Origin of the sequence: Haemophilus sp. HMSC068C11 (assembly GCF_001815355.1) — a bacterium.
Lineage (GTDB): Bacteria > Pseudomonadota > Gammaproteobacteria > Enterobacterales > Pasteurellaceae > Haemophilus_D.
This window is the reverse complement of sequence record NZ_KV820361.1, coordinates 247,362-261,721: the sequence shown is the minus strand read 5'-3', so window position 1 is coordinate 261,721 and position 14,360 is coordinate 247,362. Positions and strand designations below refer to the sequence as shown.

The window sequence follows — 14,360 nt, the reverse complement described above, 5'->3', positions numbered from 1 at the left end:
AAGAAATACTACTCTTTTAAGCAAATGCTGCACTATATTCTTTTTCGTTGAAGCCAATCAATGCTTTACCATCTTGCAAAATAATCGGACGTTTAATTAACGTTGGATTTTCAGCTAATACTGAAAATGCGGTGGATTTTGAGAGTGTATTTTTCACATTTTCATCAAGATTACGCCACGTTGTACTACGTTTATTGACTAAATTTTCCCAACCAAATTGTGCTTCTGCTTGTTGTAAGAATTGAGTATCTAATCCATCAACACGGTAATCATGCAATTTATGTTCAATATTATGTTCAGCTAGCCACTTCAATGCTTTTTTCACCGTATCGCAGTTTTTAATGCCATAAACGATAATCATATTCTCACCTCTAAAAATAAAAAATCCTCGATTTCATTTAGAACGAGGATTTTAACTGCTACATGAATTAATCACAAATAGATTAACCCTATATAACTTATGCATCCAAAAGAAAAAGTGCGGTAAAAATCAACCGCACTTTTCAAAAGGGAAATTAGAATTCGTAACCTACGCCCACTTTAGCGCCATAGTTATTCACTTTAGTATCGTCAAAGCTACCTAAACGGTTATATTCTAAACCACCGTTTGCATACACTTTGTCTGCTAATTTATATTTAGCACCCGCAACTACACCATACCCCACTTTGGTTTCAGAAGAGCTTTTATAACGTTGTTCTGCGCGATCTTCAAATTTAAAACGGTTAGCCGCAAGACGAGCACCTACATAAGGTTCAATTTGAGAGTTGGTATCGAAGTCATAGAATACTGTCGCACCTAAACCTTGAACTTTAGTGCCTTGGAAGTTACCGTGATGAGTATAATCACCCGCTACACGCACATTACCTAATTTGTAACCTACTGCAACACGAGGTTCAATTTTAGTTTTGCTTGAACCTCCATTGGTTAATTTAGTTCTTGAAAGACCAAGATCACCTTCTGCATATAAACCTGCATTTGCAGTTGAAGCAACCGCTAATGCACCGACAACGATAGCTAATAATGATTTTTTCATTGGATAACCCCTGTTATTTGATTGAAAACACTAGAAATATACCACACTGCTTATGAATTTTCACTATGAAAAACCAATTTCCCCTGACATTTTCGGCATAAATAGGCAATTTTATCGCGTTGAATACGATTATGCCGACGAATCGTTAAGTAATGGGTCTGACATTCACATTGATAAGCAAACATTTTGCCTTGCACATTCTCTACATTAAATTGATGACAAGTATCAGCCGGAAGATTAAATAACTGCGTCATCACCGCTTGCCATTCCTGTCCATGCGGTTTCACTCGACCAAATACTTGATACACAATAAGATGGGCTAATTCATGGGGAACAACCTGACGAATAAATTCATCTAAGTTCTCAAGTAGCAAAGTGCGGTTAAATTTAATCTCATTTTTCTGCAAGTATGCGACACCTGCCTTTACACCTCGCAAGTCATAACTGATTGTCGGGACTGGAAACTTCCTTTGAAAGTGATTTTCAGCGAGTTGTAATGTTTCTGCAAGCTTGCGTTGCACCTGCATTTTTAAATGCCGAAACTGAGTTTGAGATGACATCATCATACTAAGTAAACAAAAACCGCTAAATTAGCGGTTTTTATCATATACATTTAATTTACTTATTTTAGACCTGCTGCACGCAATTCTTCTGCACGATCTACTTTTTCCCATGGGAATTGTTCACGACCGAAGTGTCCATACGCCGCAGTTTGGCGATAGATTGGTTGAATTAAATTTAACATTTTAATTAAACCATAAGGACGTAAATCGAAGAATTCACGCACTAACTTAACCAATAATTCGTTTGATACTTTTCCTGTACCGAAGGTTTCCACCATGATAGAGGTTGGCTCAGCCACGCCAATTGCATAAGAAAGTTGAATTTCACAACGATCTGCAAGACCTGCTGCAACAATATTTTTAGCCACATAACGTGCTGCATAAGCAGCTGAACGGTCTACTTTTGATGGATCTTTACCAGAGAATGCGCCACCACCATGACGAGCCGCACCACCGTATGTATCGACAATGATTTTACGACCCGTTAAGCCACAGTCGCCCATTGGGCCACCAATCACAAAACGACCAGTTGGGTTAATGAAATATTTTGTTTGTTGAGATAACCATTCGCTTGGCAAAATTGGCTTGATGATTTCTTCCATCACACCTTCGTAAATTTCTTTTTGTGACACTTCTTCACTGTGTTGTGTAGAAAGAACAACCGCATCCACGCCCACGATTTTGTTATCTTCGTATTTTAAGGTCACTTGGCTTTTCGCATCAGGGCGTAACCATGCTAATTTTCCGCTTTTACGCACTTCTGCTTGTTTTTCCATTAAACGATGCGCATAAGTAATCGCCGCAGGCATCAAGACTTCGGTTTCATTTGTCGCATAACCAAACATAATCCCTTGGTCACCCGCGCCTTGATCTAATGGATTCTCACGATCCACACCTTGGTTAATATCAGATGATTGCTTACCAATCGCATTTAATACCGCGCAAGAATTGCCATCAAAACCCATCTCTGAGTGTTTGTAACCAATATCACAAATGACTTGGCGAGTGAGATTTTCAATATCAACCCATGCTGATGTCGTAATTTCACCACCGACTAACGCCATCCCTGTTTTTACATAGGTTTCGCAAGCCACACGAGCTTTAGGATCTTGTTTTAAAATTTCATCAAGTACCGCATCAGAAATTTGATCGGCAATCTTATCTGGATGTCCTTCTGAAACGGATTCAGAAGTAAATAAATAGCTAGACATAAGTTCTCTTCTTTTGGATGTATTGACGTATAGACGTCTATAATACGCTTTTTTGACTAATAAGCAAGCATTCCTATCAAGTATTTTTGAAATGTGACAAGAAAATAAGCTTTCAGGCAAAATTCATCTACTTCACTAAATCCAACATTTCTTGCGCATTCGCCAAGGCAAGCTCTGTAATTTCACTGCCACCGAGTAATCTTGCAAGGGCAGAAACGCGTTCTTCTTGAGAAAGTGCGGTCATTTTAGTTTCAGTTTTATCATCAACGGTAAATTTCTCTACATTAAATTGATGATGCCCATGGCATGCCACTTGTGGTAAATGGGTTACGCAAAGTACTTGGCATTTATCGCCTAATTGACGTAATAATTTACCCACTACACTCGCCGTTTTACCGCTAATGCCAACATCGACTTCGTCAAAGATCAGCGTTGGAATCGCCGATTGATCGGACGTTAATACTTGAATCGCTAATGAAATACGAGACAACTCACCACCAGATGCCACTTTTGCTAGCGGTTGTGCTTGTTGTCCTAAATTACTGCGTAAAGTAAAGACAATATTATCTGCCCCATTTGCCGTCACTTTAGTTAAATCTGAATTCACTTCAATGAAAAACTCGGCATTTTCCATTGCAAGCCCTTTGATAGAATGTGTAACCTGTTGTGCTAATTTTCCCGCAGCTTGGCTACGGCTTTCATGTAATTGTTTTGCCGTATGTTGCATTTTCTCAAAGGCAGCTTTTTCTTCTAAAATCAGGCGTTCTTCACTTTCTGAAAAATCTAAAAGTGCAGTCAATTCCGCTTTTAATTTTTGGTGCCGCTCCACTAACTCTTCAGGTTTCACATTGTGCTTACGTGCAAGTTGTAAAGCTTGCCCCAAACGTTGTTCAATCTCTTGTAACAACATCGGATCTTGCTCAATATGAGAAGCAAGATGCTGCACTTCACTTGTCGCCTCTTGCACTTGGATAAGTGCATCATTCAACATTGTTTGAACGGAAGCATAGCGAGGATCTAACTCACTTAACTCATCAATATACTGCGTCGTACGATAAAGCATAGAGTCAATACTCACTGTCTCATTTTCGCTGAGTAGCTGTAAGGCTGATTGTGATAACTGTGTCAATTGTTCGCTATTTGATAGACGGCGTTGATCCTCTTCCAACTCCAAATATTCATTTGGACGAAGGGCAAACTCATCCAACTCCTCAACCTGATATTGTAAAAGCTGTTTCTTCGCTTCATTTTCAGAAACTTTTTGTTGGAAGGTTTTAACTTGCGTTTGAAGATTTTTCCACGAGCGATAATCTTCTCGCATTTGTGCGAGCAAATCATGGTGATGTGCAAATGTATCCACCAACTGAAGCTGATAATCATTTTTCAATAATAATTGTGAAGCATGCTGCCCATTAATATGAATAAGATATTGACCAATTTCTTTTAATTGAGAAGCTGATACAGGCGTGCTATTAATAAAGGCTTTAGAACGCCCATCTGCATTAATGACACGGCGTAAAATACAATCAGAGGGATTATCAGGATCTTGCAATTCTTGCTCTTGCAACCATTGATAAGCGGGGTTCGTTGGTTCAATAAAAAAGGTGGCGCAGATTTCGGCTCTTTCCTGCCCTTCTCGAACCATAGACGTTTCAATACGTTGCCCTAAGCATAACCCCAATGCATCAATAGCAATGGATTTTCCTGCGCCAGTTTCCCCCGTGATCACAGACATTCCTTTCGCCAATTCAATCTCTAATTGACGAACAATTGCAAAATTATTGATGGTAAGTTGGGTTAGCATAAAAAAATCTCCTTAACTGTATATCCATATATTATAACTGATGTAATATACAGTAAAGAGGTTTTTAAACTTTTGGGATTAGAAATTTTTAAGCCAGCCTAATTTTGTGCTTAATACATTGTAATAATTATAATTTTTTAGGTGTAATAGGCGCAGTTTATGCGGGCTTTTTTCAATATGAACGATATCATCAGGAGAAAAATCTAGCGCAATTTGACTATCACAGCCTAATTCCAACTGTGAAGTATTATGTTCTGCAAAGCGAATTGAAATTTTGCTATCGCCATCAATTACTAATGGTCGAGAAGAAAGTGTATGTGGGAACATCGGCACAAGGGCAATCGCATTTAAATTTGGCGTTAAAATTGGGCCGCCTGCGGAAAGCGAATAAGCGGTTGAACCTGTGGGAGTGGAAACAATTAAACCATCTGAACGCTGAGAAAACGCGAATTTATCATTGATGTAAACATGGAAATCAATCATGTGCGCAATTTTAGCCGGATGAATCACCGCCTCATTTACGGCATTGCTACTGGAGATAATTTCGCCGTTTCGTTCAATTTTAGCTTCCAATAAAAAACGCTCTTCCACAAAAAACTCACCATGTTCTAAACACGCTTCGAGCTGTGCATAAGCATTTTTCGGGTCAATATCGGTCAAAAAGCCTAAGTTGCCTCGGTTAATACCAATCATTGGAATATTATATTTAGCCAAAATGCGAGCACGCCCTAGCATATTGCCATCACCACCGATTACAATCACGAGTTGAGCTTGCTCTCCAATTTCTTCAACCGTTGCTAACACCTCTTCCGGTAAACCGAATTTTTCACCCACCTCTTTTTCGACTAAAACTTGATATCCTCGCTCTTTCAGCCATTGATACAAGTTTTTATGCATTTGCAAATTAATGTCGCGACGTGGTTTTCCCATCAAGGCGATGGTTTTAAATGATTTGACTAATTCATCCATAACTATGATTGCTCCCAAGTGCAAACTCACCGATTTCTGACCGCACTTGAATTTAAAATTTTAGCCATTATATTACATAGCAATTCAGTTTTGCTAAAATAGCACTAATTTTTGATAAATGGAGAAAAAGATGTCAGAACAAGCACAAAACTTAAATGAAAATGAAGAACTTGTTGAAGAAGTTCAGCAGGAAACCACCGCAACGGAAGATCCGTTAGAAGAAGCGATTGCCCGTGTACAAGAACTTGAAGAACAATTAAAAGCACAAGTAGAAGAAACCTCTAAAAAAGAGCAAGATTTATTGCTCCGTACGCGTGCAGAAATTGATAATATGCGTCGTCGTAGCGAACAAGACATCGAAAAAGCACATAAATTTGCGCTCGAAAAATTCTCAAAAGACATTTTAAATACCATTGATAACTTAGAGCGTGCGCTTGCCACACCAGCCAATAAGGAAGATGAAAACATCAAAGCCCTATTCGATGGTGTCGAGCTGACTTTAAAAGAGTTACTCTCAACGGTTTCTCGCTTTGGTGTCGAGCCTGTTGGTGCAGTAGGCGATACCTTTAATCCGGATCTTCACCAAGCTATCTCTATGCAACCAGCAGAAGGCTTTACAACTAATCAAATCACCACCGTTTTACAAAAAGGTTATACCTTAAATGGTCGAGTGATTCGCCCAGCCATGGTAATGGTTGCAGCTTAATTTCTTTTCTATGACTTAAAGAGCGGACGATTTTTCGTCCGTTTTTTTATTGCCAAAAATCTTGACATAGATCAAATTTATTAAAAAATAATTTGAGAATAATTCTCAATAAAAACTCTCTTGATTTCCAGATTTAGCAAGGTTCCTCCACAATTTCAAGCATCAAAAAACATAAAACAACACTACATATTGTGTGTTGATCTATTAAATAAAACTATATATAGTGCTTTCGTTTTTTTTTAAAGTTAGCCTATATAGGAGTCATAAAATGAATGCTTTCTTCGTGATTAAGCGTGATGGTTCACGAATTGGGTTTGACCTACAACGTATTACTAATGCAATCAGAAAAGCGGCAAGTGCGGTCAATATTGTTGATGAAATTTATATCCATGATCTGAGCCAGCGAATTAATACCGAGATTTTTAGTCACTATCAGCATGAAATTGATATCAACCAGATTCAAAAAATCGTTGAAGATCACTTAATGACAAGCAAGTATCCACAAATTGCACGTGCTTATATTGAATATCGTCACGATCGTGATCTTGCTCGTGAAAAACGCAGCCAATTAACCAAAGAAATTGAAGGGCTGATTGAACAAAGCAACGTCGAATTGCTTAACGAAAATGCGAATAAAGATGCGAAAGTGATCCCGACCCAGCGGGATTTACTGGCAGGTATTGTGGCCAAACATTATGCTAAACGTCACATTCTGCCAAGAGATGTCGTGGAAGCTCACGAAAAAGGCGAAATCCATTATCACGACTTAGACTACGCGCCATTTTTCCCAATGTTTAACTGCATGCTCGTTGATCTAAAAGGCATGCTTTCACATGGTTTTAAAATGGGTAATGCCGAAATTGAACCGCCTAAATCTATCGGCACAGCAACAGCAGTTACCGCACAAATTATTGCTCAAGTAGCCAGCCATATTTATGGCGGTACAACCATTAATCGTATTGATGAAGTGCTTGCACCTTATGTTCAACTCAGCTTTGAAAAACATTTGAAAAATGCCGCCCAATGGCAAATTCCAGATGCTGAAGGTTATGCAAAAGCGCTAATTGAAAAAGAATGTTTTGATGCGTTTCAATCCCTTGAATATGAAGTTAACACGCTCCATACGTCCAATGGCCAAACGCCGTTTGTTACCTTTGGTTTTGGCTTAGGCACAAGTTGGCAAGAACGTTTAATTCAGCAATCAATCTTGAAAAACCGTATTCGTGGCTTGGGTAAAAATCACAAAACGCCAGTCTTCCCTAAACTGGTCTTTACCATTAAAAAAGGTGTGAACCAAAACGAACAAGATCCAAACTATGATATTAAAAAACTGGCATTAGAATGCGCATCAAAACGCATGTATCCAGATATTTTAAACTATGATCAAGTAATCAAAGTCACTGGCTCATTCAAAGCGCCAATGGGTTGTCGTAGCTTCTTGGGTGCTTATGAAGAAAACGGTCATGAAGTGCATGATGGTCGCAATAATTTAGGTGTGGTGAGTTTGAATCTACCTCGTATTGCTCTTGAAGCACAAGGAAACGAAGAAAAATTCTACCGCACTTTAGATGAACGCTTAGCCCTAGCCAAGAAAGCCTTGCTTACACGTATTGCTCGCTTAGAAAATACCAAAGCCCGTGTCGCGCCAATTCTTTATATGGAAGGTGCTTGCGGCGTTCGATTAAAAGCTGATGATAACGTTGCCGATATTTTCAAAAATGGCCGAGCATCAATTTCTTTAGGCTATATTGGCATTCACGAAACCATCAATGCACTGTATAAAAAAGGACATATTTTTGACGATGAACAACTACGCGAAAAAGGCATCGCAATTGTGCGTCGTTTAAGTGAAGCAGTCAAACAATGGCAGAAAGAAACCGGCTATGCATTTAGCCTTTATTCCACACCAAGTGAAAACTTGTGCGATCGCTTCTGTCGTTTAGATACCAAACAATTTGGTGTGATTGAAGGCGTTACCGATAAAGGCTACTACACTAATAGCTATCACTTAGATGTAGAGAAAAAAGTGAATCCATACGATAAATTAGACTTTGAAATGCCTTATCCTGAATTAGCAAGCGGGGGCTTCATTTGTTATGGCGAATATCCAAATATTCAACATAACCTAAAAGCACTCGAAGATGTGTGGGATTATAGCTACGATCGCGTGCCTTATTATGGCACTAATACGCCAATAGATGAATGTTACGAATGTGGCTTCACAGGAGAATTTAATTGCACAAGTAAAGGCTTTGTTTGTCCGAAATGTGGCAACCATGACAGTGCAAAAGTCTCTGTAACCCGACGAGTTTGCGGTTATCTCGGCAGTCCTGATGCTCGCCCATTCAATGCGGGTAAACAGGAAGAAGTAAAACGCCGTGTAAAACATCTATAATGGTCGTTTCGTTATTATGATAAAATAGCTCATCAGAAATGAGCTATTTTTATTTCAATAAATAAGGAAGAATCATGCCAACACTTAGTCAAATCACACAATCCATTATGCAAGACCCCGACAATCAATCTTTTACGTTACAAGGCATTGAACCGCTTTTTGCTGCACCAACGACAGCTCGCATTAACATTGTCGGACAAGCTCCCGGAATTAAAGCCCAAGAAAGTCGTTTATATTGGAATGATAAAAGCGGTGATCGCCTACGTGAATGGCTCGGTGTGGATCGCGATACCTTCTATCATTCTGGTTTGTTTGCTGTCATCCCGATGGACTTTTATTACCCTGGAAAAGGCAAATCCGGTGATTTACCACCGCGCAAAGGCTTCGCAGAAAAATGGCATCCGCTAATTCTCGCTAATTTGCCTAATATTGAGCTGACGATTCTTATTGGACAATATGCACAAAAATACTATTTGCCAGAAAATAACCTTAATGTCACTGAGACAGTTCAGCATTTCCGTGATTTTCTCCCTCACTTTCTCCCGCTCGTTCATCCTTCTCCACGGAACCAAATCTGGCTCAAGAAAAATCCATGGTTTGAACAAGAGATAGTGCCAACATTGCAAAAGCAAGTGAAAGCGATTTTATCTCGTTAAACAAATATTCCACTCATAAAGTGCGGTCAAAAATCAGGAGGTTTTTGACCGTACTTTGCTTTAATACTAATCAATTTTTAGTATGCATTATTTTCTGATTAATTACTCTTGTGCTACAATCGGCGGCCATAAAAAATATAAGGAGAAATATGCAATCAATCCCCGTCACCAATTCTCAACGAAAAGCATGGAATAAACAAACCATTATATTCCTCTTTGATGTCGCGCTCTTTTTTATTTTACTTAATACCCTTCCTTTTGAACCTGCGGCAAACAAAGGATTATCTTTACTCGCGTTTGTAGCTATTTTATGGCTTACCGAAGCCGTCAGTGTAACGATCACTGCATTGTTCGTGCCCATTTTATCTGTCCTGTTAGGATTGGCTAATAGTCGTGAAGCGCTTGTTGCCTTTGCGGATCCGACCATTTTCTTATTCTTTGGTGGTTTTGCCCTTGCTACTGCATTAAATGTGCAAAAAATTGACAAAATGATTTCGAATAAAATCATGCAATTAGCAAAAGGTCGTCTCTTTGTTGCGGTGCTTTACCTCTTCTTAGCAACAGCATTTTTATCTATGTGGATGAGTAATACGGCCACGGCGGCGATGATGATCCCACTTTCAATGACTATTTTGAGTCAGTTAGATCGTAATGAAGATCACAATACTTACGTATTCGTGTTATTAGGGATTGCCTATAGTGCCACCATTGGAGGGATGGGAACACTTGTGGGAAGTCCACCTAATGCGATTGCAGCCTCCCAACTTCATTTAGGTTTTGCTGACTGGTTAATGTATGGCACGCCAGTCATGTTAATTTTATTCCCGCTTATTATTGGTTGGTTATATCTTGTATTTAAACCCAAATTAGGCCTTCGTTTTGCTGCTGAATTTGAAAAAATTCACATGACCAAACAACGAGTTTTAACGTTGGTTATTTTTATCACTGTAGCAATTCTGTGGATTTTTGGTGGGTACCTTAACCCTATTATTTCTCAATCATTAGGCTTACCCAAACCTATTGGCAGCTTTGACAGTATGGTTGCACTCTCCGCAGCAATTGTCATTTGTGTAACGGGGATCGCAAGCTGGAAAGAAGTACAAGACAATACAGAATGGGGCGTATTATTCCTCTTTGGTGGCGGCTTAACCTTAAGTTCTGTACTCACCCATTCAGGTGCAAGTAAAATCATGGCAGATGGTATTGTCTTTATTATTGAAGGCGGTCACTACTATGTAATGGCATTAATTGTTGCTGCCTTTATTGTCTGCTTAACTGAGTTTACGTCAAACACAGCAAGTGCAGCTTTACTGGTTCCAATCTTTATTTCTATCGCACAAGCACTGAATATGCCACCACTTGGTTTTGCGATGATTATTGGCCTAGGTGCATCTTGTGCCTTTATGATGCCAGTTGGTACACCACCGAATGCAATTGTGTACTCGACAGGTTTTGTTAAACAATCAGAAATGATCCGCGTGGGTAAATTTATTGATTTAACCTGTATGCTAATCATCGGGACAATTGCTTATATCTTCTGGATGTAACCCTTAAAATCGAATAAGTGCGGTTAAAAACAAGATGATTTTTAACCGCACTTTTTTATTTTATTTACGCAAACGTTTGCCTCAAATCAAAATTAACGTATAATTCGCACAATTTTTTTACTTAGGGAAACCAAATGAATAACAACCTGCTTTATACGGTGGAAGACAAACCACCTTTCGGATTGAGTTTACTCCTTGCCGCACAACATTTACTTGCTGCACTAGGGGGAATTATTGCCGTACCATTAGTCATTGGTAACGTCTTAAAATTACCGACTGAAGATACCATTACATTAGTTAATGCGGCGCTTTTAATTTCTGGAGTGGTAACCGTTATCCAATGTAAAGGCTTAGGGCCTATTGGCATTCGTTTACCAAGTGTGATGGGGACCAGTTTTACTTTCGTTGCTGCTGCACTTGCCATTGGTTTCAGTGAATATGGCATCGCTGGTATATTAGGTTCTTCTCTCATTGGTTCCTTAGTGATGATTATCGGCAGTTTCTTCATGCCATATATTCGTAAATTGTTCCCACCACTTGTGACGGGGACTGTCGTCATGATGATCGGCTTAAGCCTCATTCCTGTTGCCGTTGACTGGTTCGCAGGTGGTCAACGTGGTGATGCAAATTATGCGACGCCAGAAAATTTAATAATGGCGAGCTTTGTCTTAGTGATCGTGGTAGCCCTCGTACAATGGGGAAAAGGGATTTTCTCTGCAGCAGCCATCGTTATTGGGATGATGACTGGTTATATCGTTTGTTTAGCCATGGGCTGGGTAAGCTTTGAAGGCGTAAAACAAGCGCAAACCTTCGCAATTCCACAACCACTACACTTTGGTTTAGCCTTCCCTATTTCAGGGATTATCGGCATGTCCATCGCGTACTTAGTCACGATTGTTGAATCAAGCGGTAACTTCTTAGCGCTAGGTAATGCCACTAAAACCGAAATCACTGGCAGACATTTACGCGGCGGAGTTTTAGCCGACGGTTTAGGATCTGCCTTGGCAGCCATTATGTCCACCACGCCATTCTCTTCATTCTCACAAAATATCGGCGTGATTTCCTTAACTGGTGTAGCAAGCCGCCACGTGGTTGCGCTAACCGGTGTGCTTCTAGCACTAGCGGGCTTATTCCCTGTATTCGGTGCATTAATTGTTTCAATTCCATTGCCTGTATTAGGCGGTGCAGGCTTAATGATGTTTGCGATGATTATCGCCGCGGGTATCCAAATGTTGGATAAAGTGGCGCGTAGCAAACGTAATGGTTTAATTATCGCGATTTCAATTGGTTGTGGCTTAGCCGTGACAACTCGTCCAGAATTACTTGATAAATTACCGCACTTTTTCAAAGAAGTGCTTGGTTCAGGCATTACTGTTGGCTCATTACTTGCCTTAATTCTTAACCTTGTGCTTCCAGAAGATAAAGTGGAAGAAACAAAAGAATAAAAATGCATCTCAACTAAGGGCAGATTAACACTGCCCTTTTCTTTTCCTGTAAAACATTTCTAAAACTGACCGCACTTTGTTAAAATCAAGCATCATTTTCCATTTATGAAGGAATAAAAATGGCAGATTTACCTTTCTTAGTTGAGCTCAACGAACAAAATCTTACTGAAACGTTGCAACGTTCTGTTGAAACACCACTTGTCATTAACTTTTATGCACCAAGTCATAAAGAATCAGCTGATTTTGCAACAGTCCTACAACGTGTTGCAGAACAACATCAAGGACAATTTATCCTCGGCTTAGTGAATTGTGAGACTGAGCAAATGATTGCCGCACAATTTCGTATTCAAGCGTTACCAACAACCTATCTTTTCAAAGAGGCTCAAGCAATAGATGCGTTCCCTGGAGCATTAGATGAAACCAGCTTATTGCAACGTTTGAGTGCGATTTTGCCAAAAGAAGAAGATTTAAAATTCCAAAAAGCCTTGGATTTTTTACAAGTAGAAGATTACAACTCGGCCCTTCCATTACTGAAAGAAGCCTGGGAACTTTCGGATAAGAAAAACAGCGATGTGGCATTACTTTATGCGGAAACCTATATTGCGATGAAGAAAACGGAGCCGGCGGCAGATATTTTAGCGCAAATCCCTATTCAGGATCGCGACAGCCGTTGGCATGGATTACAAGCGCAGATTGAGCTTTTAATTAAAGCGGCTGATACGCCAGAAATTCAGCAATTACAAGCAGATTATGCGAAAAATCCAACGCCTGAAATTGCGTTGAAATTGGCAGTTCAGCTACATCAAGCTAATCGAAACGAAGAAGCATTGGATTTATTATTTAGCATTCTTAAACAAGATCTTTCTGCGGAAAATGGTGAAGTGAAACAACAGTTTTTATCTATTTTATCAGCCATTGGTAACGCAGATCCTATCACCAATAAATATCGCCGATTGCTGTATTCATTGCTTTACTAATACGATCAACTATTTTTTTATGCATGAAGGCTTTATAATGAACGAATTCCAAAAGCCTCATGCTTTATTTTATAAACAAAGGATTCTTTATGTCAGACGTTAAACACAGCAAATTATTAATTTTAGGTTCAGGCCCGGCAGGTTATACCGCCGCTATTTACGCCGCACGTGCAAACTTAAAACCTGTTTTAGTGACCGGTCTTCAACAAGGTGGCCAACTTACTACTACGGATGAAATTGAAAACTGGCCAGGTGATTTTGAAATGACCACGGGTCCAGGTTTAATGCAACGTATGTTGCAACACGCTGAAAAATTTGAAACGGAAATCGTGTTTGATCATATTAACAAAGTCGATTTATCTTCTCGCCCATTCAAACTTTATGGCGATATGCAAACCTTCACATGTGATGCATTAATCATCGCAACAGGCGCATCAGCACGTTATATCGGATTAGAATCTGAAACCGCTTATAAAGGCCGCGGCGTTTCAGCTTGCGCAACCTGTGATGGTTTCTTCTATCGTAATAAACCCGTTGCCGTTGTCGGTGGCGGAAATACCGCAGTGGAAGAAGCACTTTACTTAGCGAATATTGCTTCTGAAGTACATTTAATCCACCGTCGCGATAGTTTCCGCGCAGAAAAAATCTTAATCGATCGCTTATACAAAAAAGTCGAAGAAGGCAAAATCGTGCTTCATACTGACCGCACTTTGAATGAAGTGTTAGGCGATAACATGGGCGTAACAGGTGTACGTTTAGAAAACGTGAAAACTGGCGAAAAAGAAGACGTGAAATTAGACGGTTTATTTATTGCTATCGGCCATGCACCAAATACTGAAATCTTCCAAGGCCAGCTTGAACTTAATAACGGTTATATCGTCGTTAAATCAGGTCTTGAAGGCAATGCGACAGCGACCTCTGTGGAAGGCGTATTTGCAGCAGGTGATGTGATGGATCACAACTATCGCCAAGCCATTACTTCAGCAGGAACAGGCTGTATGGCGGCATTAGATGCTGAACGTTATTTAGATGCACAAGAATAAGTGCACTAAA

13 protein-coding genes are annotated in these 14,360 nt (G+C 39.7%); 7 read left to right on the top strand and 6 right to left on the bottom strand.

Features of this window, described 5'->3' with window-relative positions; translation table 11 throughout:
- Window positions 1-16: 16 nt before the first annotated feature.
- The 6 genes from HMPREF3020_RS05090 to HMPREF3020_RS05065 form a co-directional block, all read right to left on the bottom strand.
- Complete coding sequence (locus HMPREF3020_RS05090; RefSeq protein WP_070775753.1) at window positions 17-361, bottom strand: ArsC family reductase; 345 nt, start codon at window positions 359-361, stop codon at window positions 17-19.
- A 154-nt stretch (window positions 362-515) separates the two neighbouring features.
- Window positions 516-1,034, bottom strand: a complete 519-nt coding sequence (locus tag HMPREF3020_RS05085; protein ID WP_005696480.1) for an opacity family porin — start codon at window positions 1,032-1,034, stop codon at window positions 516-518.
- Between the two features lie 50 nt (window positions 1,035-1,084).
- Complete coding sequence (locus HMPREF3020_RS05080; RefSeq protein ID WP_070775752.1) at window positions 1,085-1,600, bottom strand: SprT family zinc-dependent metalloprotease; 516 nt, start codon at window positions 1,598-1,600, stop codon at window positions 1,085-1,087.
- A gap of 56 nt (window positions 1,601-1,656) precedes the next feature.
- The gene (gene metK / locus HMPREF3020_RS05075) at window positions 1,657-2,808 is read right to left on the bottom strand and encodes a methionine adenosyltransferase (protein ID WP_070775751.1); all 1,152 of its coding nucleotides are present in this window, start codon (window positions 2,806-2,808) and stop codon (window positions 1,657-1,659) included.
- A 127-nt stretch (window positions 2,809-2,935) separates the two neighbouring features.
- On the bottom strand, window positions 2,936-4,612 hold the full coding sequence (gene recN / locus HMPREF3020_RS05070; RefSeq protein WP_070775750.1) for a DNA repair protein RecN: 1,677 nt from the start codon (window positions 4,610-4,612) through the stop codon (window positions 2,936-2,938).
- A 78-nt stretch (window positions 4,613-4,690) separates the two neighbouring features.
- Window positions 4,691-5,581 carry an NAD(+) kinase gene (locus HMPREF3020_RS05065; RefSeq protein ID WP_005696488.1) on the bottom strand — a complete coding sequence of 297 codons (891 nt, stop codon included), beginning with the start codon at window positions 5,579-5,581 and terminating at the stop codon, window positions 4,691-4,693.
- Between the two features lie 130 nt (window positions 5,582-5,711).
- Here HMPREF3020_RS05065 and grpE point away from each other — a divergent pair, with 130 nt between their 5' ends.
- From grpE to trxB, 7 genes are all read left to right on the top strand, one after another.
- Window positions 5,712-6,287, top strand: coding sequence for a nucleotide exchange factor GrpE (grpE, locus tag HMPREF3020_RS05060; RefSeq protein WP_014065056.1), 576 nt, complete (start codon window positions 5,712-5,714; stop codon window positions 6,285-6,287).
- Window positions 6,288-6,555: 268 nt separating this feature from the next.
- Complete coding sequence (gene nrdD, locus HMPREF3020_RS05055) at window positions 6,556-8,682, top strand: anaerobic ribonucleoside-triphosphate reductase (protein ID WP_070775749.1); 2,127 nt, start codon at window positions 6,556-6,558, stop codon at window positions 8,680-8,682.
- Window positions 8,683-8,756: 74 nt separating this feature from the next.
- Complete coding sequence (locus HMPREF3020_RS05050; RefSeq protein WP_070775748.1) at window positions 8,757-9,338, top strand: uracil-DNA glycosylase family protein; 582 nt, start codon at window positions 8,757-8,759, stop codon at window positions 9,336-9,338.
- A 149-nt stretch (window positions 9,339-9,487) separates the two neighbouring features.
- Window positions 9,488-10,885, top strand: coding sequence for a DASS family sodium-coupled anion symporter (locus HMPREF3020_RS05045; RefSeq protein WP_070775747.1), 1,398 nt, complete (start codon window positions 9,488-9,490; stop codon window positions 10,883-10,885).
- Window positions 10,886-11,019: 134 nt separating this feature from the next.
- Entirely contained in the window at window positions 11,020-12,330 is a 1,311-nt protein-coding gene (locus HMPREF3020_RS05040) for a nucleobase:cation symporter-2 family protein (RefSeq protein WP_070775746.1), read from the top strand.
- 119 nt (window positions 12,331-12,449) lie between these two features.
- Window positions 12,450-13,307: a co-chaperone YbbN gene (locus HMPREF3020_RS05035; RefSeq protein WP_070775745.1), complete on the top strand. Its 858-nt coding sequence runs from the start codon at window positions 12,450-12,452 to the stop codon at window positions 13,305-13,307.
- Window positions 13,308-13,396: 89 nt separating this feature from the next.
- Complete coding sequence (gene trxB, locus HMPREF3020_RS05030; protein WP_005699879.1) at window positions 13,397-14,350, top strand: thioredoxin-disulfide reductase; 954 nt, start codon at window positions 13,397-13,399, stop codon at window positions 14,348-14,350.
- Window positions 14,351-14,360 lie beyond the last annotated feature (10 nt).

Coding starts and splice junctions, on each gene's coding strand:
- HMPREF3020_RS05090 (WP_070775753.1), bottom strand. CDS start 361: ATGATTATCGTTTATGGCATTAAAAACTGCGATACGGTGAAAAAAGCA.
- HMPREF3020_RS05085 (WP_005696480.1), bottom strand. CDS start 1,034: ATGAAAAAATCATTATTAGCTATCGTTGTCGGTGCATTAGCGGTTGCT.
- HMPREF3020_RS05080 (WP_070775752.1), bottom strand. CDS start 1,600: ATGATGATGTCATCTCAAACTCAGTTTCGGCATTTAAAAATGCAGGTG.
- metK (WP_070775751.1), bottom strand. CDS start 2,808: ATGTCTAGCTATTTATTTACTTCTGAATCCGTTTCAGAAGGACATCCA.
- recN (WP_070775750.1), bottom strand. CDS start 4,612: ATGCTAACCCAACTTACCATCAATAATTTTGCAATTGTTCGTCAATTA.
- HMPREF3020_RS05065 (WP_005696488.1), bottom strand. CDS start 5,581: ATGGATGAATTAGTCAAATCATTTAAAACCATCGCCTTGATGGGAAAA.
- grpE (WP_014065056.1), top strand. CDS start 5,712: ATGTCAGAACAAGCACAAAACTTAAATGAAAATGAAGAACTTGTTGAA.
- nrdD (WP_070775749.1), top strand. CDS start 6,556: ATGAATGCTTTCTTCGTGATTAAGCGTGATGGTTCACGAATTGGGTTT.
- HMPREF3020_RS05050 (WP_070775748.1), top strand. CDS start 8,757: ATGCCAACACTTAGTCAAATCACACAATCCATTATGCAAGACCCCGAC.
- HMPREF3020_RS05045 (WP_070775747.1), top strand. CDS start 9,488: ATGCAATCAATCCCCGTCACCAATTCTCAACGAAAAGCATGGAATAAA.
- HMPREF3020_RS05040 (WP_070775746.1), top strand. CDS start 11,020: ATGAATAACAACCTGCTTTATACGGTGGAAGACAAACCACCTTTCGGA.
- HMPREF3020_RS05035 (WP_070775745.1), top strand. CDS start 12,450: ATGGCAGATTTACCTTTCTTAGTTGAGCTCAACGAACAAAATCTTACT.
- trxB (WP_005699879.1), top strand. CDS start 13,397: ATGTCAGACGTTAAACACAGCAAATTATTAATTTTAGGTTCAGGCCCG.